Below are 19,353 nucleotides of genomic sequence, written 5' to 3'. Positions count from 1 at the left end.
CATGTGCGTGGTACAAAACTCGCGGCTAGCGGACGAGCACGAACTCCGCGAGACCGTAACTCACACCGTTGATCTGGAGCTCGATCGAGTGCGGGCCGGGGTAGTACGTGCGTGTGGTCAACGTTCTGAACGAGTGTCGGCGCGCAACCTCGATGCTCTCTCCGGGCGCGACCGATTTGGTCGTCAGCTTGAACGTCTTCCCCGTCACCCCGCCGTTCGCTTTGGTGTGGTGGACGACGTAGTCGATCGCGATCTTTGCGGGCTCGACGCCGACGTTGCGAATTTTCGCGGTGAATCCCAGGCTCTCGCCGATCTGCAACTCGGTCACGTCCACGGCAGGGCCCGTCACCTCGAGTTCGGCCGGGGCGAAACCCAGTAACGCGAGCGCGTCGGTGTTCCCCTTCTTGATCACCGTCCGAAGCGCATGGCGCGCAAGTCGGTCTGTATTGGCGTCCGGCTCGCCCAGCCACCGTGCCGCAGTCCCGACGACGACATCTGGGATGTCTCGGCTGAAGTCGTTGAGGTGGTTGGCAACCGACCGCCGAACGTAGTCGCTGTCGTCTCGGTACAGCCTGTCCAGAATCGGCACGGTCACGCCGGGGCGCGCAAGTATTTCGGGCACTCTCACCGACCACGGCAGGTACGGTCGAGTGCCTTCCGACGCGAGGCGGCGAACGTGTTCGTCCGGTGATTGCGTCCACTCGGCCGCGATGGCGAGAGCCCGATCCAGATCGGTTCGGAGGAAGGTCCGGATGGCGAATTCGGAGGTCAGTCGGCCGGTGAGCTCGGCGAGCAAGGACATCCCGTCGTCGAACGCTGTCGCAGTGCGCTCGTCGACGGCCTTCGACGCGACAGCGCTGGTCACGGGCCAGATGGACCAGCCTCGAAAGTCGGGATCCGCAGCGGCCAGTCGGATGGTCCGAGCGAACTGGGCGTAGTCGCCCGGCAGCCCTGTCAGTAGCGCGTCACGCAGCAGGTCGGCGCGGGCTCGGAGTGCGAGTGGACCCAACCCGTCCGACGACTCTCGAAGCGACGACAGATCCGCGTTCGGAGCAGCCGTACGAATGGTCCGAAACAGCGTGTGGGCTGCGTCCGGACCGAGTAGTTCATCGGCGAAGGGCATGAGAGCTTCTTACCCGACGCATCGGGTTCGTTCGGAGGCGGACCGAAGGTGCGGATTATCCGGCGAAACGCCCGATTCTCGGCTGCCCGAACGGCAGCAGTGTAAAAAGAACTGCGATAACCTTCGCGAAACACAATGTGCTGAAACGCTGGTCAATGCGGGTTTTCGGTGGTGAAGTATCGAATTCCGGTCTCGGTCCGATCATTCTGTGCAACGCGCTACGAACCTGGGGGGTCGCATCGTGCTCGTCGTCGACTCGAACCGACTCGTGAGCCCGGTGTGCCGAGCCGATGAGCGATCGCGGTGAGCGGGTGGCTCTGGGTGGTGATCCTCAACGGGATCACCGCTGCTGCGTACTCGGGGATCGTGCTGTTCATCGTCCGAGGGCTGTTGCGAACCGGGCAGTTTCGTAACAACCGGCTCGCGGTCGCCACCGCCGCGATCTTCACGACGTGTGCCGCCCACCACTTGATCCATGCGTGGCATCTGACGGCCGGGCTCGGCACTCACGCATCGCATCTCGGTACCGATTCCGGCATGGGAACCCTGGACGCGATGCGGGAGTCGATGGGCGGGACCGTCGATGTGATGGTGACGGCCTCGACGGCGGTCGCCGGCGTCGTCTACCTGGGGATGCGCCGCTTCTACGGACCGTTGCTCCGCTCACCTGCGATGTTCGACGACGCGAGCGAGGCCCGGTATCGGCAGCTAGCGGCGAACCTCCCGCACACGTCGGTGCTGGTCGTCGATCGCGACCTGCGATTCATACTCGTCGAAGGTGCCGGACTGCTGGCGGAAGGATACGACCCGCGGCGGATGGAGGGGCAGCTGCTGCAAGACACTGTGCCGCCGGAGGTCTATGCCCGGCTGAAGCCGTTCTACACAGCGGCCATCGATGGGGAGGAATCGTCCTTCGACTCCGTGGGTTCCCGGACGGGTGCGATCTTCGCCGTGAAGACCAGACCTCTGCGCGATGACACAGGTCGAATCGTCGGCGCGATGGTGCTGTCCGAGGACGTCACTGCCTAGCGTGAGGCGCGCGCCGAGCTCGAGCAGGCGCGCGCGTTCCGTGATGCGGTGCTGACGGCATCGCCGGACGTCACCATCGTCACCGATGTCGAGACCGGGACCGTGAAGTGGGCCTCGCGCAACGTCAGGTCGTTGTTGACCGGGCCGAACCAGGACGGCTCACCCGGCGACACCGCCGCCCCCGAGGACGGGTTGGAGTCGGTGGTGTCCGAGGACATCGACGTCGTCCGGGCAGCGGACCGGGACGCTGCCTCCCTGCCGGATGGGGAGAGCGTCAGCATCCGGTACCGGGTGCGTGCGGCGGACGGCTCGCTGAGGTGGCTTTCGCGGCGCACCACCCCGTTCCGACATGGACCGGCGGGTTCAGCGGCGGAGGTGCTCTCGGTGGTGCGGGAGGTGACCGACGTTGTCGAAGCCGAGCGCGCTCTCGAGCGTGCAGCCCTGCAAGATCCGTTGACCGGTCTGCCCAACCGTATGAAGCTGCTGGAGCGAATCGGATCGGCGATCGAGCGGGGGGGGCGCGCACCGGCGCTGCCGCGGCGGTGCTGTTCTGCGATTTGGACGGGTTCAAACGAATCAACGACACCGGCGGCCATGCGGCCGGTGACGCCGTGCTGGTCGAGGTCGCTCGCCGATTGCGTTCGGTGCTGCGGGCCGAGGACTCGATCGCCCGCGTCGGCGGCGACGAGTTCGTTCTCGTCGTCGATGCGTTGCCGGCGGAGAACGGAACAGGCAAGCCTGCGGGCGGCGCGCTTGCCGCCCAGGTAGCCGAACGAATCCGGACGGTACTCGCACCGCCCATCGCGTACGGAGGCCGTGAGTACGTGGTGTCGGCAAGCGTCGGGATGGTGTTGGTCCGCCGGGGCGTCAGTGCCCAGGAAGCGCTGCGCGATGCGGACTCCGCGATGTACCGGGCGAAGCAATTGGGCAAGGACCGAATCGAACTGTTCGACGACGCGCTGCGTGTGCACGCGATCGAGCGTGCGTACATCGAACAGACCCTGAGGGACGCGCTCGATCCTGATCGGGGCGGTTCCGCGACATTCGGCGTGGCCTACCAACCGGTCTACGATCTCGGCAGTCGGCGACTCGTCAGTTTCGAGGCGCTCGCTCGCCTGCGGGACAGCACGGGCACAGCGATTTCACCCGACAGATTCATCCCGGTGGCCGAGGACACAGGGCTCATTTCCGATCTGGGTGAGCGTGTGCTCGACGACGCTCTCGGCACCCTCGCGCGGTGGCGATCCGAGAACCCGCCTACCTCCGCGTCCGACGCGCCCGTCACGATGGCCGTGAATCTCAGTGCCCGACAGGCTCAACACGTCGACATTTGTGCGGCAGTGGAAACAGCCCTCGAGCGGCATCGCATGGCTCCGGGGGACCTCGTTCTCGAGCTCACCGAGTCCGTGTTGCTCGATTCCGGCTCGTCGGTCCTGCGTCAGCTCGGCGAATTGCGCATGCTGGGTGTGGGAATCGCCATCGACGACTTCGGAACGGGCTTCGCGAGCCTGCGATACCTCGCTACGCTGCCGGTGAGCGCAGTGAAGATAGACCGGTCCTTCACCTCCAGCATGACCAGTGACGCGACGAGCAGCAGCATCGTCGGAGCAATCATCAATCTGGCCCGCGATCTGAAACTCGGCTGCGTGGTCGAGGGCATCGAAACTCTCGACCAACTCGAAGCGCTGCCCAATTCTGTTCAGGTACAGGGCTATCTGCTGGGCAGGCCTGCCGAGATCGCGTCGGATACCTGGAACTCCTGAGTGGTACTGCTGGGCGTGCTCGACGAATTTCTCGCCTGAGCTGCGGTAACCGGGAAGCATTGCACGCTGCGACGCGTTGAACACGAGTAATGGATGATCTTCTGGTTGCCCCCACTCGACTCTGGACACCCTCGCGTGTCCTGGTCACCAAGTCTGCGTCCGAGCTACCGCACACCGCGGAAATTCTCCGTCGGTGCGAAGCAGCAGGCGTCGCCGACATCGACATTCTGTCCGGAGACCGCCTCACCGGACTGCGTGGTGAGTCCGAGCGCGAGACCTACGCACGAGCCAAGTCGACGATGGCCGTAGTGGTCGCGCCGCCGAGTGTGCTGAAACCGCAACCGATTCCGCCGAGCGCGGACTGGCGGATCGACCTGGCCAAGGGATGCCCGGCGCATTGCCAGTACTGCTATCTCGCGGGCTCGTTGTCCGGTCCGCCGATCACCAGGGTCTTCGCCAACCTCGACGACGTGCTGGCCGGTATCGGCACTCACGCAGGCCGCGGTTCCATCACCTCCGGCACCGATGAGCGCGGGCACGAAGGCACCACATTCGAGTTATCCTGCTACACCGATCCTTTGGGGATCGAACACGTGACGGGCTCTCTTGCCGAGGCCGTTCGCAGAGTGGGCGCGGGCGTGTACGGGGACGACGTATCGCTGCGTTTCACCACCAAGTTCGACGACGTCCGCGAGTTGGTGACGCTCGACCACGGCCGCCGAACGCGAGTTCGGCTGTCGGTCAACGCCGATGACATCGCTCACCGCTTCGAGGGCGGCACGGCACGTATGCCGGCTCGGATAGAAGCGCTGCGGCAGTTGGCACTGGCCGGTTATCGAGTGGGGTTGACGATCGCGCCGATCATGCCGATCCCGCAGTGGCGCGAGCAGTACGGTCGATTGCTCGCGAATGTCTCCGACGCGTTGCGCGATGTGCCCGATCTCGATCTGACCGCCGAAATCATCACTCACCGCTTCACGCCGTCGAGCAAGGATGTGCTGTTGAGCTGGTATCCGGGAACGAAACTGGAGATGGACGAGGGCGCGCGCACAGCGAAGAGAAACAAGTTCGGCGGCGTGAAATACGTCTATCCGAAGGACACGATGGCCGAGATGCGCAGCTGGTTCGTCGACGAACTTCGCGACGTTCTGCCCGACGCGCAGCTGCTGTACTGGACGTGAACCGTCACAGGGCATCGAATCGGTCTCGCGCTCGGTCGATGTCGTCCATGTGCGTGGTTGCCCACGCCAGCAGGACGTCGACGGGAGTTCGGAGTGTTTTGCCCAGGGGAGTGATTCGATATTCCACCGCCACCGGGCGGGTGCTCAGCACCGTGCGTTCGATGATTCCGTTGCGTTCGAGCTTGCGCAGCGTTGCGGTGAGGGACTTCTGAGTCACCTCAGGAATCGCGCGGCGGAGATCGTTGAATCGGCAGGGGCGCTCGCACAATTCGTTCAATACTTGCAGCGACCATTTGTCCAGCACCTGATCCAACAGTTCGCGGTGCGGGGCAGTGATCGTGAGTTCTGCGGTGCCGTCGGCGGTATCGGTCATGAAACCAGGTTCCCTTGAAGTGTCCTTTGTGTACCAGGTATCAACGTTATACCTGAATTTCTACGACGAAGGACCAACCATGAGCGTCACTCGATTCACCCCGCCCGGAATGATGCAACCCACCCCGTATCACCACGTGGCGGTGGGTCAGGGTTCTCGACACATCCACGTCAGCGGTCAGATCGCCAGGAACGAGGACGGGTCGGCCATCGATACCGACGACCTCGCCGGTCAGGTTGCGCAGGCACTGCGCAATACCGCGATCGGATTGACCGGTGCAGGAGCAACATTCGAGGACGTACTGCGGCTGACGTTCTACGTCACGCACTGGGCTCCCGAGCTGATCGGTGAGTTCATGGACGGCGTCACGCGCGTCGCCGACGAGATCGGACTGCCGACTCCCATGCCGCCGGCGTCGCTGATCGGAGTGGATTACCTCTTCGAACCGGACGTGCGGGTAGAGGTGGAAGCAACCGCGATTCTGGACTGAATCCGCGGATAGGCCGGTGACTTCTCGGCGGTGCAGAGGTCGATACCGGCAAACCCACCCGACCTCTGGAGTGACATGGCGATTCTGACCTACAACCTGCATGTTTCCCTCGACGGCTACATCGAGGATCCCGACGGCAGCCTCGACTACTCGATGCCCGACGAGGAATCGCATCGGTTCTCGAATCGACAGACCGCGGAGACGAGCGTCTTTCTGTTCGGACGGCGGCTGTACGAGGCCATGGAGGACTACTGGACCGACCCGGAACGGGCGGCCGGCGACCCCGTCGAAGCCGAATTCGCCGAGCTGTACAAGGCAACTCCCCGGGTGGTCTTCTCGGACACCCTCACTTCCGTGCCCGACGGTTGCCGGCTGGTCCGTAGTGCCGACGCCGTCGCGGAGGTGGAGCGAATGAAACGGGAGACCGAAGGCACGTTGGCCGTCGCCGGCGCGTCGTTGGCCGCATCGTTGTTCGACTCGATCGACCAGTTCGAGCTCATTGTCGTCCCGACCATCCTGGGTGGTGGAAAGCCGTACTTCCCCGTGGGGCACCGACTGAACCTGGTGCTGGAAGAGCAGAGGCACTTCCCTACGTCGGGCTGGATGTATCTGCGGTACAGGGTGGTTCGGTAAGCGGACCTGTCGTCCGGCCCGATCGCGCAGAATGGGCTCATGACATCCGGTGATCGTCGTCAGTGGTGGACCTTGCCCGCGCACCAGCGGTGGCTCGACACAGAATCGGCTCGGCTCCTCCGGTTCGGTAGCTCGCTCGAGCATCCTGCCGGGGGAGCGGCGTGGTTGAACGACCGCGGACATCCGGACCTGAGCCATCCGGCCCTGACCTACATCACTGCTCGGATGGCGCACGTGCATTTCCTGGCCTCGATGCAGGGGTATCCGGGGTCTCGTAGGAAAGCCGATCGAGTGTTCGACGGTCTACTGACGACGTTGCGGGACAGCACGAACGGCGGGTGGTTCGAGTCCAGCGCCGACGCCTCGTCCCCCGACGCGACGAAGACGGCCTACACGCATGCTTTCGTGGTGTTGGCGGCAGCGGCGGCCGCAGCGGCGGGACACCCCAGTGGACGGGGGCTTCTCGACGAAGCCCTCGAGGTCGTGGATCGGCGATTCTGGGACGAGAACTACGGCATGTGCGCAGACACCTGGAATGCGAGCTGGACTGCGCTCGACGGTTATCGCGGTATCAACGCCAACATGCACATGGTCGAGGCACTGCTGGCGGCGGCCGATGCGGGTGCGCCCGAGGTCTGGCGGAGCAGGGCAGTACGCATCTGCGACAACGTGATCGGCTGGTCACAGGCGAACGAGAATCGCATTCCCGAGCATTTCACTGCGGAATGGCAGCCGATGCTCGAGTACAACAGCGGCGACACAGCAAACCAGTTCAAGCCTTACGGAGCAACGGTGGGGCACGGTTTCGAGTGGGCGCGGCTGCTCGTGCAGGCGAGTCTCGTGGCCGACAGCCCTCGTGGCCACGATTACGTTGCCGCCGCCGCGTCGCTGTATCACCGCGCGGCGCAGGACGGCTGGCAACCCGGCCCGTTGCCTGGCTTCGTCTACACCACCGACTGGACTGGGCGACCGGTAGTGACAGAGCGTCTGCACTGGGTGTTGTGCGAGGCGATCGCGGCCGCCGCGACACTGGGTCGTCGGACCGGAAAAGAGCGCTACGACAACGACTATCGCGCTTGGTGGGACATCGCCGCCGACTCCTTCATCGACCTCGTCGACGGCTCCTGGCATCACGAACTCGACGCGGACAACAGACCCGCAGCCACGGTGTGGAGTGGAAAGCCGGACCTGTACCACGCTGTGCAGGCGACATGGATCAGCCGAGGGGTGAACAGCTCGAGTGTGGTGGCGGCGCTGCTGGCGGACTCCGCCTGAATGGCCGCATCGGACCAAAACCGTCCGTTGGGTATGTAGTGTCGTCTCGTGCGCGAAGGTAGAAGACATAACGCCGTCATCGACGTATCCGTCATCGTCACGGTGGTCGCACTCGGTGTCGTTGCGGCCGGACTGCTGCATTCGCCGGAAAGTGAACTGCCGCCCGGAAATGCTGTGTCATCCGGAGAGGCCGCGCGCGACGGTGACTACTCCATCGTCTCCGAGCCTGTCGAGTATCCGGCCGACATTCCGGGGTGCTCCGAGGTCGAGCCACCCCCGCCCAGTGAGGATGGGCGCCTCATCTCGGTCATCGGGAGTCAGGCTCCGTCCTACGACAATCCTGCCTACCCGTGGTTGACCGCGAGCAAGGCGGGAGCGATGACCGACGCTCTCGTGGGCGCACTTCCAGCGGATGTCACCGTGAAGTTGGCCGCCCCATCCCAGTCGCTGACCTTCCAACCGGTGGACGACTTCGGCGGTAATGTGCCGGAGGGCCTCGAGGCAAGCACCAGTGCCCGCGGCGACCTGACTCGCGCGGGGGTGTCTGCGTCTGCCAGCGTCGATGTTCGACCGTCGTCGACGGGGATTCCGGCCTGTGTCGCAGGCGTTCTCGACGCCCGCACCACCGAGCCCGACGGAACGGTGGTCGATACCGACGACAGTTGGTACGAGATCGGCGGTGACCGCACGAACAGTCGCAGAGCGACGGCGTATCACCCGGACGGAACTCTGGTCACCGCGAATCTCAGTACTACCGTTGGTCCCGAATTTCCCTTGGACACATCCGAGTTGACCCGAATCGCGGCGCTGCCGGGCCTCCGAGTCGGTTCGCCTGCACCGGCGGGAAGCGCTGCGCCGCGCCAGGATTGCTCGGTCTCGCTCGCAGGGGAGGCGACAGCGGTGGACATCGACGAGGAGTCCTTGGACGCCGCGAACGAGGCGTTGACGACAACCTGGCAGGCGCTACCCGATGCGCCGGTCCTGAACCGGCCGATCGGCTCGCTGGTACCCGATCGCACGGGCAGGGGTGCCTGTACGGACATCGACGTAGTGAACTCCGATGTAGCGCTGTCGATTTCCGTATCCTCCGGCGCGGCACTCCCGGTGGCGAGGGACCCCTACGATCCGGAGAATGCGTACGGTCCGGTTGTGGAGCTGCGAACACTGCCCGACGGTTCGGTGCTCGAATCGTACGACGTCGATCTGTCGAGCAGTATGACCGCGGAGGACGGAACCATGCGGTTGGCGAGGTCGGTCACGCTGACGCGACCGTCCGGCGTGCAGGTGTCGGTTCGGTCGACGGCGGATTTCGTTCCTGGCGGGGGCCGTTCGACACGGCCGGAACCGCTGCCACTCGAGCTACTGGATGCAGTGGCCCAAGCTCCGATCACGGAGTGGCCGTGAAGGATTCGACGACACGCACTGTTCTCGCTGCAGCCGCGGTGATGGTGGCAGTGGTATCCGTCGCCGCGGCTGCGGTCGTGCTGGTGAATGTGGACGTGTCCCTAAAGCCGTCGATGGACGATGCAACGACGTCGGCGTTCGACGAGATGCCGACGTTCTCGGAGGAGACGGAGACAATTGAGGCGCCGGCTGGGCCGGCGCTCGAGCCCAGCTGGCGGATCGACGCAGAGACCGTCTACGGCAGGCAATTCGCTGCATTCCGTTCGCCGAACGCAAGTTTGACGTTCGATCTCGGGGTCACGGGTATGATCGACGCCGGCGATGTTCTCGTCACCGCAATGGGTCTTCCGAATCCACGGTCGTCTTCGCTCGATGCAGTCGAGTTCGTGGCCCTCGATGCCGACGACGGCAGTGTGCGATGGAAGGCGTCGCCCGGCACAGTCGACGTATGCGCGAGTGTCCCCGTTCAGGGCGACATCGTCTGTCTGGACTCGTATTCCGATGTGCAGTCCCTCGTCACTATCGGTGCGAACGACGGGGTGGTGAAGCGGATACCGGTCCCCGAGGACTGGTACGTCTACGCGATCGAGAGCGACGGGACATCGGTGCTGTTGTTGGAAGGCAGCCCTGAGGATGGCGAATCGGTGTTGCACGGCGGGTCGGTGAATGCACTCGACCGAATGTGGACGCTACCGATCACCACATCCATGGGGTGGGAGGGCCTGAGTGGCACGGTGATTCACACGGCCGACGGGCGAGGCGTCGTGACGATGGGCGGAGAGGCGACATTTTTCGATCCGACCACCGGAGCACCCGTCGAGGGTCTCGACACGACCTCGGATGACACCGTCGTCGACTCCACCGGCGCTACTGTGTGGGAGTTGCCGGATCCGTTCGATACGGACAAGGTCATCGGCAACACTCGTTATTCGATCGACGGTCCGGCGTACGTCGCAACCACGGATTCCGGTGATGTGCGGTGGCATTGGACCATCCCGGCTGGATCCGATGGGTTCACCGACAGCGGCACTATCGCCCAGACGCGATCGGGTGTGTTCTTCCTCGGAACCGATTCGATGGTTCGTCTCGAATCGGTTCCGAGTTGACGCCGAGCAGCACTACCGTGCGGCAGTGCTATTCCCGGTGCGGAGTGCGCTCACCGGTGTTCGGGTCCACGTCGAACAGTTGATCGGTGTTGTCGGGGGAGTAGACGACGGTGTCGACTTCCCGCGTGCGTCGTCGGGCACCGTCGCGAACGGCGAAGAACGCGGCTGCGAACAGTACGACCACGGTGATGCCGGCGACGATCGCCCATCCCTCGAAGCCGCCCGCCAGAGCCGCGATCAGACCGCCCGCGGATGCGATTCCGGCGAAGATCAAGATGACGGCCAGCATGTTCTCGACTGCACGTGCCCAGCTCGTTTTCGAAGGCCTTTTCTCGACCATGGGGATGTTCCTCTCGCTAAGTTCCGTCGCCGAATACCCGAAACCCGGTCGTCTAAGCCCTGCGGTGCTACTGGGCCTTGCGTGCGCGGTACGCGGCAACTGCCGCGCGGTTGCCGCAGGTGGTGCTGCAGAAGCGGCGAGAGCGGTTTCGGGAGAGGTCGAGAACCAGCCCGTTGCAGTCCGGATCGGCGCAGACGTCGAAACGAGAGAGCTCGTCGGCTCGGATGACGTCGATCATGGCCATCGCGGTCTCGACGACGATGCGGGTTGCGAGCGGACTGTCGTCGGCGACGGCATGGATGTGCCAGTCGAGAGTGTCGTGCCGGACCAATCGGGGCAGGGCCGAGGATTCGGCAAGCAAGCGGTTCACCTCGATCACGGCGTCCTCTCGACTGCTGGTCAGCAGTGATCGCAGGGTCGGGCGCAGTGCCCGCACCGCTTCGAGCTCGGCGTCGTCGCCGTCGAACCGTCCGGAGTAGCCCTGGTCGGTGAAGAAGTCGGCCAGCTCCTCGCGAGTGGTCAGCGTGTCCGGGTCTTCGGCGGAATTGACCAATGCCACGGCGGACAGAAGCGACAGTTCTGCGTCATGAGCAAAAAGCATGTTGACACCTTACCAATTCACTCCCTACTGTCACATGTCATGACGGCTTACACTCATGACGCGCAGGTGGATCGCGCAGCTGCACACGACGCTGCGGCACGGTCGCGTCGACTCTCGGGGCTCGGGTTCGCGCTCCTGTCCGCGGCATCGTTCGGGCTCTCCGGCTCGCTGGCCAAAGGCCTGCTCGATGCCGGCTGGACCGCCGGTGCCGCCGTGACGGCGCGCATCCTGCTCGCGGCAGCGGTGTTGCTGATTCCGTCGGTTCTCGCGCTGCGTGGGCGCTGGGGCCTGTTGGCCAAGAATTGGAAGCTGCTCGTGGCCTACGGTGCCTTCGCGGTGGCCGGTTGTCAGCTCGCGTTCTTCAACGCCGTCGGCCGAATGGACGTGGGTGTCGCGCTGCTGATCGAATTCACCTCGCCCGTAGCCGTCATCGGCTGGATGTGGTTTCGGCACCAGCAGCGTCCGGGTCGGCTGACGCTGGTCGGTGCGCTGTTGGCCGCAATGGGACTGGTGCTCGTGCTCGACCTGATCTCCGGCGCGGACGTCGACAGCGTCGGCGTGCTGTGGGCGCTCGGTGCGATGGCGGGAGCCGCCGTCTACTGGGTGCTCTCCGCCGACGAGAGCAACGGCTTGCCGCCGATCGTGCTTGCCGGGGGCGGTCTGCTGGCGGGTGGACTCATTCTGCTCGCCGCCGGGCTGGTCGGCATCGTCCCGTTCGCGGCTCCGCTGACCGACGTCACGTTCGTCGATGCCGTTGTGCCATGGTGGGTTCCGATCATCGGTCTCGGTGTGGTGACCGCCGCTCTGGCGTACGTGCTCGGAATTGCGGCCGGCCGACGCCTCGGCTCGCGGCTGGCGTCGTTCATGGGTCTGATGGAAGTTGTTGCAGCGCTTGTGTTCGCGTGGCTGCTACTCGGCCAGGCTCCGGGACCGATCCAATTGGCCGGTGGCGCACTGATTCTGCTCGGTGTCGTCGTCGTCAAATCAGGTGAACGCGTCACCTCGGACGAACCGGTGGAGCCGCTGCAGAGCAGAGCATGACAATTGCTCAGCCGTCGACGCGTCCGAATACGACGGCGGCCAGAATGGTGTGCGCGCTGGCGATCACGGAGTCGAGAGGTTCGCGTTCGGGGGACAGCAACCATTGCTGAGCGATGGTGAGAACCGCGCCCACCAGCCCCATGGCCAGTGTTTTACGGTTCGGCCCGGCCAGGCCTCGGCTGGACCCGACGGTGTCGGCTACCTGTAGCACCGTCGCCGAGAACGACGTGGTGGTCTTGCGGTACAACGCGTCGACAGTGGGGGATACGCCGAGGATTTCGACGAAGGCGATACGAGCGGACTTCGGTTGCTCGGCGACGAACGTGAAGAAGCCGGTCAGGGCTCCACGGAGCACCTGTTCGCTGGACTCCGTTTCCGAGGCCGCGGCGGCGAGGATGCTCTCGCGCATCGCGTCGGTGGCGCGGGCGTAGGTGGCCATCAGGAGTTCTTCGCTGTTGGTGAATGACTCGTAGAAATAGCGCTTGGTCAACCCCGCTTCGCTGCAGACCTTCTCCACGGTCGCCGTCCGGTACCCGGTGGTGCCGAACACTTCGACGGCGGCATCGAGCAGCCGGGTTCGACGCTCCTGCTGCCGCTGCTGCGGATCGGCACCTCGATAGGTGCGGCCGACTTCACTGTGATGGGTAGTCACAGACAGATCTTGACACCGCTCGGTATCAGATGCAAAGTGTTCGCAGGAATGCATCTCGATCGAGGGGGAGACATGGCGTCATCGACGCTCCGGAACAAGGTCGTTCTGATCACAGGCGCGGCACGAGGAATCGGTGCCGAGACCGCACGTGCGTTGGCAGGTCGTGGAGCCAAGTTGGTACTCGTCGACGTCGACGAGGCTCCGCTGCGGGAGGTCGCGACGCAGCTGAAGGCCGAGGCGTTCGTCGCCGACGTCCGAAATCTGGACGACATGCAGCGCGCCGTCGACGGCGGCATCGCGGCCTACGGAGGCATCGATCTGGTGCTCGCCAATGCGGGAATCGCCAGCTACGGATCGATCCTGCAGGTGGACCCGGCCACGTTCCAGCGCGTCATGGACATCAACGTGATGGGCGTGTTCAACACCGTCCGCGCTGCGTTGCCGTCTCTGATCGAACGCAACGGCTACATCCTCGTCGTCTCCTCGCTGGCCGCGTTCACCCCGTGCCCCGGCTTGGCCGCGTACAACGCCAGCAAGGCCGCAGCCGAGCATTTCGCCAATGCGCTTCGGCTGGAAGTGAACTACCGAGGAGTCGACGTCGGCTCGGCCCACATGGCCTGGATCGATACCCCGATGGTCCAGGACGCGAAGTCCGATCTCACGGCATTCCAGGATTTGCTCGCGGTACTGCCCGGCCCCCTCGGGAAGACGATGACCGTCGAGCAGTGCGTGGATGCGTTCGTCGACGGCCTGGCCAAGCGCAAGCGCCGCGTCTACGTACCGCGGTGGGTGGGTGCGGCGTCCTGGTTCAAGGCCGTCATCACCTCGCGCGTCGGCGATCGCAGCATGTTGGCGCACGTGCCGACGATCCTGCCCAAGATGGACGAAGAAGTAGCGCGTCTCGGTAGGTCCGAGAGCGCACGCAACAAAATCAGCTGACCCCCCACCGAAGGAATCGTTGCTCATGACTGCCGTACTGACCACCCCCGAGGTCGATGTCCTCATCATCGGTGCCGGCCTGTCCGGGATCGGTGCCGCGCGTCACCTCGGGCACGATCTGCCCGGGAAGACGTACACCATCCTCGAAAGCCGCGGGGCGATCGGTGGCACCTGGGATCTGTTCCGCTATCCCGGTATTCGCTCCGATTCCGACATGTACACCCTCGGGTACAGCTTCAAGCCGTGGACGGGAGAGAAGTCCATCGCCGACGGTTCCGACATCCGTAACTATATTGTCGAAACCGCACGAGAAGCGGGTGTGGACAAGCACATTCGATACCACCACAAGGTCGTCGCCCTCGAATGGTCGTCCGAGCAGCAGTTCTGGACGGTCACGGCGCAGCGCAGCGACACGAACGAGACCGTCACGATTACCGCGTCGTTCGTGTTCTCCTGCAGTGGTTACTACAACTACGACATGGGTTTCAGCCCGGAGTTCGTCGGCCAGGAGAACTTCGGTGGGCAGGTGATCCACCCGCAGCACTGGCCCGAGGATCTGGATTACGCGGGCAAGAAGGTCGTCGTGATCGGCAGCGGTGCAACGGCGATCACGTTGGCTCCCAACCTCGCTCGTGAGGCCGAGCACGTGACGTTGCTGCAGCGCTCGCCGAGCTACATCCTCTCGCTCCCCTCGAAGGATCCGATTGCGCAGACACTGCGGAAGCGTTTGCCGAAGAAGTTGGCGTACAGCGTGACTCGGCTCAAGAACGTGTCGATGGCCATGTTGATCTTCACGTTGAGCCAGAAGTACCCGGAATTCATGAAGAAGCGAATCCGGAAGATGCAGGAGGGATGGCTGCCGAAGGGATACGACCTCGACACCCACTTCACCCCGTCGTACAACCCGTGGGATCAGCGCCTGTGCCTGGTGCCCGACAACGATCTGTTCCGCTCGATCCGCAAGGACGAGGTCTCGATCGTCACCGATCACATCGACAGCTTCACCGAGACCGGCCTGAAGTTGAAGTCCGGTCAGCACCTCGACGCCGATATCGTCGTCACTGCAACGGGATTGAACCTGTCCGCACTCGGCGGCGCGACCTTCCGCGTCGACGGTAGAGACGTGGATCTGCCCAGCACCATGGCGTACAAGGGCATGATGCTCACCGGAATCCCCAACTTCGCTTTTGTCGTCGGGTACACCAACGCGTCGTGGACGCTCAAGGCCGACATGGTCTCGAACTACGTCATGCGCCTGCTCGCACACATGGACGAGAACGGGTACAGCACCGTCGAGCTCGAACGCGACCCGTCCGTGGACGAAGAGCCGTTCCTCGATTTCGCCGCCGGCTACGTGCTGCGGGCCGTGGACAACTTCCCGAGGCAGGGCAGTGAAACTCCGTGGAAGCTGCGGATGAATTACTTCCGCGACCTGCCGGTTCTGCGGTACGGCAAGCTCGTCGACAAGGCGATGAAGTTCGGGCGGCCTCGATCGAAGGTCGCGGTCGCTTCCTGACGGGAATAGATCGAGTCCCTGATCGTTTGTTCCGGACATGAAAATTGGCATCATCGGAAGTGGATTCATCGGTGGAACGCTCGTGCGCCGGTTGACGGCGCTCGGTCACGAGGTTCGATTCTCGAACTCACGCGACCCGGAGACTCTGGCGGAGCTGGCGTCGGAAACCGGAGCGACGGCGGTGTGGGCAGCGGACGCGGCGCAGGATGCGGACCTGGTCATCCTCAGCATCCCGCAGAAGAACGTGCCCGACCTCGCCGCCGGTATCGCCGGCGCACGCAAGCCCGGAGCGCCGATCATCGAAACGAACAACTACTACCCGCAGCAGCGCGACGGTCTGATCGAAGACATCGAAGGCGGCACACCCGAGAGCGTATGGGTGTCGCAGCAGCTCGGTGAGCCGGTGATCAAGGCGTTCAACGGAATTTGGTACAAGCATCTGCTCGAGAAGGGTGTTCCTGCCGGAACCGACAAGCGCATCGCACTGCCGATCGCCGGGGACGACGCAGAGTCGAAGAAGTTGGTGTTCTCGGTGATCGACGAGCTCGGCTTCGACCCGGTCGATGCCGGTTCTCTCGCCGAGTCCTGGCGTCAGCAACCGGGAACCCCGGTGTACGGCAAGGACTTCGGCGTCGACGACACGGTGAAGGCGTTGGCCGAGGCGTCCCCGGAACGCTCCGCGGAATGGAAAGCTTGAGCCGAGCTGCTGAACTACCTGACGCGACCCTCGCGGAGTGTGCGCTCCGCGAGGTCGCGTAGCGGCCCGGTCAGGGCCGAATCGCCGACCCGGCACGATTGCTCGCCCACCGACACGTTCCACACGAAGGTGTCGCGGGCCTGCGACTCGGCCGGCTCGGGTGGGGGCGGCTCAGCCAGGTACGGGCGCGCAGCCTCGACCAGCGACTGCCATTCCGGCTCGTCGGTCTCGACCACTCCGCGCTTGGACATTCCGGCGATCCCGCCGGTTCGCAGTACCTCGATGCGCAGGCTCATGCCCCTCGATCACACCCGATCGTCGCTCGGCTCCCGTGTTGACTGAACTCCCACGGTAGACCAACCGGTGGCCACGGCCCGTGCGACGTCGGAATCGGCACCGAATCGCTTCTGCGCTGCGAGCAGCGTCGCCGCGGAGAAACCCGCGAAGTCGACCGTCGGTGCCAGACCCCCGACAGTCATGGTGTCGAACCAGACCTGCCCGACGCGGTCCCACGCCGGGCCACCCAAGGTGGTTGCGGCGACGGCGAACGCGCGGTTGGGAATGCCCGAGTTGATGTGCACACCGCCGTCGTCCTCGGTGGTGACGACGAAGTCGTCCATGCTCGCCGGCTGTGGGTCTTTGCCGAGTACATCGTCGTCGTACGCGGTACCGGGCTCGAGGAGCGACCGCAGCGCCTTGCCCTGCACCGCAGGCAGGAACAGACCTTCGCCGATCAACCACGACGCGTCCTCGGCGTTCTGCTTCGCGGTGTACTGCTCCACGAGTGCACCGAACACGTCGGAGATGGATTCGTTCAGTGCGCCGGCCTGGTCCTTGTATTCGAGCGGGGTGGTGTACTGCGTGAACCCGTGCGCGAGCTCGTGCGCGATGACGCCCAGAGAAACGGTGAAGCGGGCGAACACTTCGCCGTCGCCGTCGCCGAACACCATGCGAGAGCCGTCCCAGAACGCGTTGTCGTAGTCCCGGCCGTAATGCACCGTCGCATCGAGGGGCAGGCCGCTGCCGTCGAGACTCGAGTAGCCGTACACCTCGTCGAAGAACAGATACGTGGCACCGAGACCGTCGTATGCCTCGTCGGTCGCAGCATCACCGGTGGGATCCTCACCCTCGGCGCGAACCTGCTGACCCGGGAGGTCGCGGGTCGCTTTCGCATCGGAGATGGTGCGTTCGAGGGTGCCGCCGGTCCGCGGTGCGATGGCGGTACGTGCCTGGACGACCTCTCGGCCCGCCCGCATCTCGCGGTCGGCCAGCAGAGTCGCGCGGGCACCGGCTCCCTGCAGACGCTCGAGCAGAAACGGTGGAACTACGCCATGCGAGTGGAGCCTGCGGAACGATCCGGAATCGGTATCTGTCGTCATGTGCGGTGACCCCCTAGGTCCGTTGCATGTGCGGTGATGATTCCCAGTGTGCCCGAGGGCACCGACACAATCGGCTCCACCGCACCGAGCTCACTCACGCAGCGTCGACAGATCGATACTGTCCACCTCGCTCGGGGGACGCAGCGCGGTGACGGTCGCCCAGTTCCGGGCCAGCAGGGAGGCGTCGGAGTCGTCGTCCTCGGCGTGGATCTCGTCGAACCGGACGGTGACGAAATCTTCTCCGCGATCGCCTATTTCGGCCTGCACCGCGCCGTACCGGGCCAGCGAGGCCGGAACGATCCCGGCAAAATCCGACCGTGCAACGTCGGGAATGTTGACGTTGACGACCGCATCGACGGTCAGATGCGAGATCATCCATGTCACCGCCAGATGCGCGACGTGTTCGGCGGTGTCCCAGTGCGACGGCCGGGTGGCGAGCGACGACAGCGCCATGGCGGGAACCCCGTGCGTCAGGGCTGTCAGCGCCGCGCCCACCGTCCCCGAATGCAGCACGGCCGCACCGGTATTGGGGCCGTGATTGATGCCGGAGAGGACCACGTCGGGTGGATCGCCGAACGCACCTCGAGTGGCGACGAACGCGATGAGGGCCGGTGAGGCCTGTACCGCATACACTTCGACACCGCGCAACCCCTCGATCTCGGTTCGCCCGATACCCAGGTGATCGTCGACGCCCATCCCCGTCAACGATGCACTGGCACCGCTGCGTTCCTCGTGGGGAGCGGCCACCACGACGTCGAGGCCGGCGTCGAGCGCGACCCGCGCCAGCAGCGCGATGCCTGCGCTGTCCACACCGTCGTCGTTGGTGATCAGGGCTCTCATTTCTTGCCCGCCTTGCCGTACGGACGCACGTCGACCGATTCGGTGAGTCCGAGAACCAGGTCTTTTCGGCCGCTACCGAGGCCGCGGCGGGTGACGTTGGCGGTGCCCGCGCCGCCGCCCAGGCGGAGCGCCTCCGGCATCGACATTCCCTGGGCGATTCCGGCGGCGATCCCGGCGCTCATCGAATCGCCTGCGCCGTGATGGTCGACCATCTGTAGACCCGGGGTAACGATCTCCAGCACGTCTCCTTCGACCAACGCCAAGGCGGGGTCTCCCGCTCGGGAGATCACAACCACCTCGGCACCGTCGTCGTGCATCTTTTTCATCGCGTCGATCAGGTGCTTCGGGTCCTCGGACTCGGCTCCGCCGTCGGCAATGAGGTCCTCGTGGCTGACCTTGAGCACCGTGAGGCCGCCGGCGAGGGCGGCCAGCATGGTGGGGCCTGACAGGTCCGCCACCACCGGGACGTCGAGCGCACGTAGGTCTGCGCACAGTCGCTCGTAGACCTCGGGCGGCACGATGTTGTCGGCGTGCGGACCGCCGAGAATTGCCACGTCGCTGCGGGCACCGGTGGCCAGTGCCGCGCCGAACAGGTCGTCGAGCGCGTGCCTGGCCAGCGGCGGCGGATCGACCGTGGCCAGTACCTCACGCTCTCCGCTTCGGCGATCGTGCACGTAGGAGCCGCTTTCCTGGCCGATGTCGACGGAGACGACGGAGATGCCCTCGCTCTCGACGATGCCCCGCAATACGGCACCGATCTCGCCGCCGAACACCCCGGCGAGGGTGACATCGAGACCCAGCACCGACGCCATCCTGGCGATCCAGTGACCCTGACCGCCCGCGTGCACGTGCAGTTCGGTACTGCCGTTGGGGGCAGCGTCGAGGGTCACCGTCAGTAGTGGGGACGGCGCGAAGACGAGCGCGCTCGGTGCGCGAGAGGAGGTGGACATCGTGAGCGAATGCCCGATATG

At 64.7% G+C, this 19,353-nt stretch carries 21 protein-coding genes and 1 pseudogene; 13 read left to right on the top strand and 9 right to left on the bottom strand.

All coding sequences use genetic code 11. The annotated features are described in order from the left end of the window. Nucleotides 1-25: 25 nt before the first annotated feature. Entirely contained in the window at nt 26-1,123 is a 1,098-nt protein-coding gene (locus J1M81_RS12155; RefSeq protein WP_206498101.1) for a DNA alkylation repair protein, read from the bottom strand. Between the two features lie 303 nt (nt 1,124-1,426). Between J1M81_RS12155 and J1M81_RS26830 the strand changes: the two genes are divergently transcribed. The 4 genes and pseudogenes from J1M81_RS26830 to J1M81_RS12135 all read left to right on the top strand — a co-directional run bounded on the left by J1M81_RS26830 (nt 1,427) and on the right by J1M81_RS12135 (nt 5,096). Next, nucleotides 1,427-2,152 carry a PAS domain-containing protein gene (locus tag J1M81_RS26830; protein ID WP_206498100.1) on the top strand — a complete coding sequence of 242 codons (726 nt, stop codon included), beginning with the start codon at nt 1,427-1,429 and terminating at the stop codon, nt 2,150-2,152. Nucleotides 2,153-2,200: 48 nt separating this feature from the next. Beyond that, nucleotides 2,201-2,479 (top strand): annotated as a pseudogene (locus tag J1M81_RS27010) (hypothetical protein); the annotation flags it as partial. Further along, entirely contained in the window at nt 2,470-3,915 is a 1,446-nt protein-coding gene (locus tag J1M81_RS26825) for a bifunctional diguanylate cyclase/phosphodiesterase (protein ID WP_283348265.1), read from the top strand. The pseudogene J1M81_RS27010 and the gene J1M81_RS26825, both read left to right, overlap by 10 nt. Nucleotides 3,916-4,004: 89 nt before the next feature. Then, nucleotides 4,005-5,096 carry a spore photoproduct lyase family protein gene (locus tag J1M81_RS12135; protein WP_201011369.1) on the top strand — a complete coding sequence of 364 codons (1,092 nt, stop codon included), beginning with the start codon at nt 4,005-4,007 and terminating at the stop codon, nt 5,094-5,096. Nucleotides 5,097-5,100: 4 nt separating this feature from the next. On the opposite strand, the gene J1M81_RS12130 is transcribed toward J1M81_RS12135, so the two are convergent. Next, nucleotides 5,101-5,469 (bottom strand): helix-turn-helix domain-containing protein, encoded by a 369-nt coding sequence (locus tag J1M81_RS12130; protein WP_032386028.1) that lies wholly within the window; start codon nt 5,467-5,469, stop codon nt 5,101-5,103. A 79-nt stretch (nt 5,470-5,548) separates the two neighbouring features. Between J1M81_RS12130 and J1M81_RS12125 the strand changes: the two genes are divergently transcribed. From J1M81_RS12125 to J1M81_RS12105, 5 genes are all read left to right on the top strand, one after another. Continuing rightward, nucleotides 5,549-5,959 carry a RidA family protein gene (locus J1M81_RS12125; protein WP_027494441.1) on the top strand — a complete coding sequence of 137 codons (411 nt, stop codon included), beginning with the start codon at nt 5,549-5,551 and terminating at the stop codon, nt 5,957-5,959. A gap of 75 nt (nt 5,960-6,034) precedes the next feature. Then, entirely contained in the window at nt 6,035-6,592 is a 558-nt protein-coding gene (locus J1M81_RS12120; protein WP_206498098.1) for a dihydrofolate reductase family protein, read from the top strand. A gap of 39 nt (nt 6,593-6,631) precedes the next feature. Then, on the top strand, nt 6,632-7,867 hold the full coding sequence (locus J1M81_RS12115; RefSeq protein ID WP_206498097.1) for an AGE family epimerase/isomerase: 1,236 nt from the start codon (nt 6,632-6,634) through the stop codon (nt 7,865-7,867). A gap of 48 nt (nt 7,868-7,915) precedes the next feature. After that, nucleotides 7,916-9,271, top strand: a complete 1,356-nt coding sequence (locus J1M81_RS12110) for a hypothetical protein (RefSeq protein ID WP_206498096.1) — start codon at nt 7,916-7,918, stop codon at nt 9,269-9,271. After that, a complete protein-coding gene (locus J1M81_RS12105) occupies nt 9,268-10,377 on the top strand; it encodes a hypothetical protein (RefSeq protein WP_206498095.1) in 1,110 nt (369 codons plus the stop codon). The genes J1M81_RS12110 and J1M81_RS12105 overlap by 4 nt, the downstream gene beginning before the upstream one ends. A gap of 28 nt (nt 10,378-10,405) precedes the next feature. Here J1M81_RS12105 and J1M81_RS12100 read toward each other — a convergent pair whose 3' ends face one another. Beyond that, on the bottom strand, nt 10,406-10,666 hold the full coding sequence (locus J1M81_RS12100; protein ID WP_206498094.1) for a hypothetical protein: 261 nt from the start codon (nt 10,664-10,666) through the stop codon (nt 10,406-10,408). Nucleotides 10,667-10,784: 118 nt separating this feature from the next. Next, nucleotides 10,785-11,318, bottom strand: coding sequence for a CGNR zinc finger domain-containing protein (locus tag J1M81_RS12095; protein WP_206498093.1), 534 nt, complete (start codon nt 11,316-11,318; stop codon nt 10,785-10,787). Nucleotides 11,319-11,357: 39 nt separating this feature from the next. Here J1M81_RS12095 and J1M81_RS12090 point away from each other — a divergent pair, with 39 nt between their 5' ends. Beyond that, entirely contained in the window at nt 11,358-12,359 is a 1,002-nt protein-coding gene (locus J1M81_RS12090; RefSeq protein ID WP_032364518.1) for a DMT family transporter, read from the top strand. Nucleotides 12,360-12,366: 7 nt separating this feature from the next. Here the strand turns inward: J1M81_RS12090 and J1M81_RS12085 are convergent, their stop codons facing one another. Then, nucleotides 12,367-13,011 (bottom strand): TetR/AcrR family transcriptional regulator, encoded by a 645-nt coding sequence (locus J1M81_RS12085; protein WP_032364517.1) that lies wholly within the window; start codon nt 13,009-13,011, stop codon nt 12,367-12,369. A 72-nt stretch (nt 13,012-13,083) separates the two neighbouring features. On the opposite strand from J1M81_RS12085, the gene J1M81_RS12080 reads away from it, so the two are divergent. The 3 genes from J1M81_RS12080 to J1M81_RS12070 are packed head-to-tail and all read left to right on the top strand — an operon-like array spanning nt 13,084 to nt 16,163. Beyond that, nucleotides 13,084-13,950 carry an SDR family oxidoreductase gene (locus tag J1M81_RS12080; RefSeq protein ID WP_032364730.1) on the top strand — a complete coding sequence of 289 codons (867 nt, stop codon included), beginning with the start codon at nt 13,084-13,086 and terminating at the stop codon, nt 13,948-13,950. 25 nt (nt 13,951-13,975) lie between these two features. Further along, entirely contained in the window at nt 13,976-15,466 is a 1,491-nt protein-coding gene (locus J1M81_RS12075) for an NAD(P)/FAD-dependent oxidoreductase (protein ID WP_206498092.1), read from the top strand. 37 nt (nt 15,467-15,503) lie between these two features. Next, nucleotides 15,504-16,163, top strand: coding sequence for an NADPH-dependent F420 reductase (locus tag J1M81_RS12070; RefSeq protein ID WP_027494431.1), 660 nt, complete (start codon nt 15,504-15,506; stop codon nt 16,161-16,163). Nucleotides 16,164-16,177: 14 nt separating this feature from the next. On the opposite strand, the gene J1M81_RS12065 is transcribed toward J1M81_RS12070, so the two are convergent. From J1M81_RS12065 to J1M81_RS12050, 4 genes are all read right to left on the bottom strand, one after another. Beyond that, entirely contained in the window at nt 16,178-16,459 is a 282-nt protein-coding gene (locus tag J1M81_RS12065; RefSeq protein WP_027494430.1) for a protealysin inhibitor emfourin, read from the bottom strand. A gap of 9 nt (nt 16,460-16,468) precedes the next feature. Continuing rightward, nucleotides 16,469-17,542, bottom strand: a complete 1,074-nt coding sequence (locus J1M81_RS12060) for a M4 family metallopeptidase (RefSeq protein WP_094717171.1) — start codon at nt 17,540-17,542, stop codon at nt 16,469-16,471. Nucleotides 17,543-17,632: 90 nt separating this feature from the next. Next, nucleotides 17,633-18,382: a 5'/3'-nucleotidase SurE gene (surE, locus tag J1M81_RS12055; protein ID WP_032369346.1), complete on the bottom strand. Its 750-nt coding sequence runs from the start codon at nt 18,380-18,382 to the stop codon at nt 17,633-17,635. After that, nucleotides 18,379-19,332: a 1-phosphofructokinase family hexose kinase gene (locus J1M81_RS12050; RefSeq protein ID WP_206498091.1), complete on the bottom strand. Its 954-nt coding sequence runs from the start codon at nt 19,330-19,332 to the stop codon at nt 18,379-18,381. Before J1M81_RS12050 ends, surE begins: the two co-directional genes overlap by 4 nt. Between the last annotated feature and the right edge of the window lie 21 nt (nt 19,333-19,353).

This window comes from Rhodococcus sp. KRD175, from assembly GCF_017168275.1.
Taxonomy (GTDB): Bacteria; Actinomycetota; Actinomycetes; order Mycobacteriales; family Mycobacteriaceae; genus Rhodococcoides; species Rhodococcoides fascians.
This window is presented reverse-complemented; position numbering and strand designations above follow the sequence as displayed.

Excerpts from the sequence above, each read along its gene's own strand:
- J1M81_RS12155 (WP_206498101.1), bottom strand. The coding sequence starts at position 1,123 with ATGCCCTTCGCCGATGAACTACTCGGTCCGGACGCAGCCCACACGCTG.
- J1M81_RS12135 (WP_201011369.1), top strand. The coding sequence starts at position 4,005 with ATGGATGATCTTCTGGTTGCCCCCACTCGACTCTGGACACCCTCGCGT.
- J1M81_RS12130 (WP_032386028.1), bottom strand. The coding sequence starts at position 5,469 with ATGACCGATACCGCCGACGGCACCGCAGAACTCACGATCACTGCCCCG.
- J1M81_RS12125 (WP_027494441.1), top strand. The coding sequence starts at position 5,549 with ATGAGCGTCACTCGATTCACCCCGCCCGGAATGATGCAACCCACCCCG.
- J1M81_RS12120 (WP_206498098.1), top strand. The coding sequence starts at position 6,035 with ATGGCGATTCTGACCTACAACCTGCATGTTTCCCTCGACGGCTACATC.
- J1M81_RS12115 (WP_206498097.1), top strand. The coding sequence starts at position 6,632 with ATGACATCCGGTGATCGTCGTCAGTGGTGGACCTTGCCCGCGCACCAG.
- J1M81_RS12100 (WP_206498094.1), bottom strand. The coding sequence starts at position 10,666 with ATGCTGGCCGTCATCTTGATCTTCGCCGGAATCGCATCCGCGGGCGGT.
- J1M81_RS12095 (WP_206498093.1), bottom strand. The coding sequence starts at position 11,318 with ATGCTTTTTGCTCATGACGCAGAACTGTCGCTTCTGTCCGCCGTGGCA.
- J1M81_RS12090 (WP_032364518.1), top strand. The coding sequence starts at position 11,358 with ATGACGGCTTACACTCATGACGCGCAGGTGGATCGCGCAGCTGCACAC.
- J1M81_RS12080 (WP_032364730.1), top strand. The coding sequence starts at position 13,084 with ATGGCGTCATCGACGCTCCGGAACAAGGTCGTTCTGATCACAGGCGCG.
- J1M81_RS12075 (WP_206498092.1), top strand. The coding sequence starts at position 13,976 with ATGACTGCCGTACTGACCACCCCCGAGGTCGATGTCCTCATCATCGGT.
- J1M81_RS12070 (WP_027494431.1), top strand. The coding sequence starts at position 15,504 with ATGAAAATTGGCATCATCGGAAGTGGATTCATCGGTGGAACGCTCGTG.
- J1M81_RS12065 (WP_027494430.1), bottom strand. The coding sequence starts at position 16,459 with ATGAGCCTGCGCATCGAGGTACTGCGAACCGGCGGGATCGCCGGAATG.
- J1M81_RS12060 (WP_094717171.1), bottom strand. The coding sequence starts at position 17,542 with ATGACGACAGATACCGATTCCGGATCGTTCCGCAGGCTCCACTCGCAT.
- surE (WP_032369346.1), bottom strand. The coding sequence starts at position 18,382 with ATGAGAGCCCTGATCACCAACGACGACGGTGTGGACAGCGCAGGCATC.
- J1M81_RS12050 (WP_206498091.1), bottom strand. The coding sequence starts at position 19,332 with ATGTCCACCTCCTCTCGCGCACCGAGCGCGCTCGTCTTCGCGCCGTCC.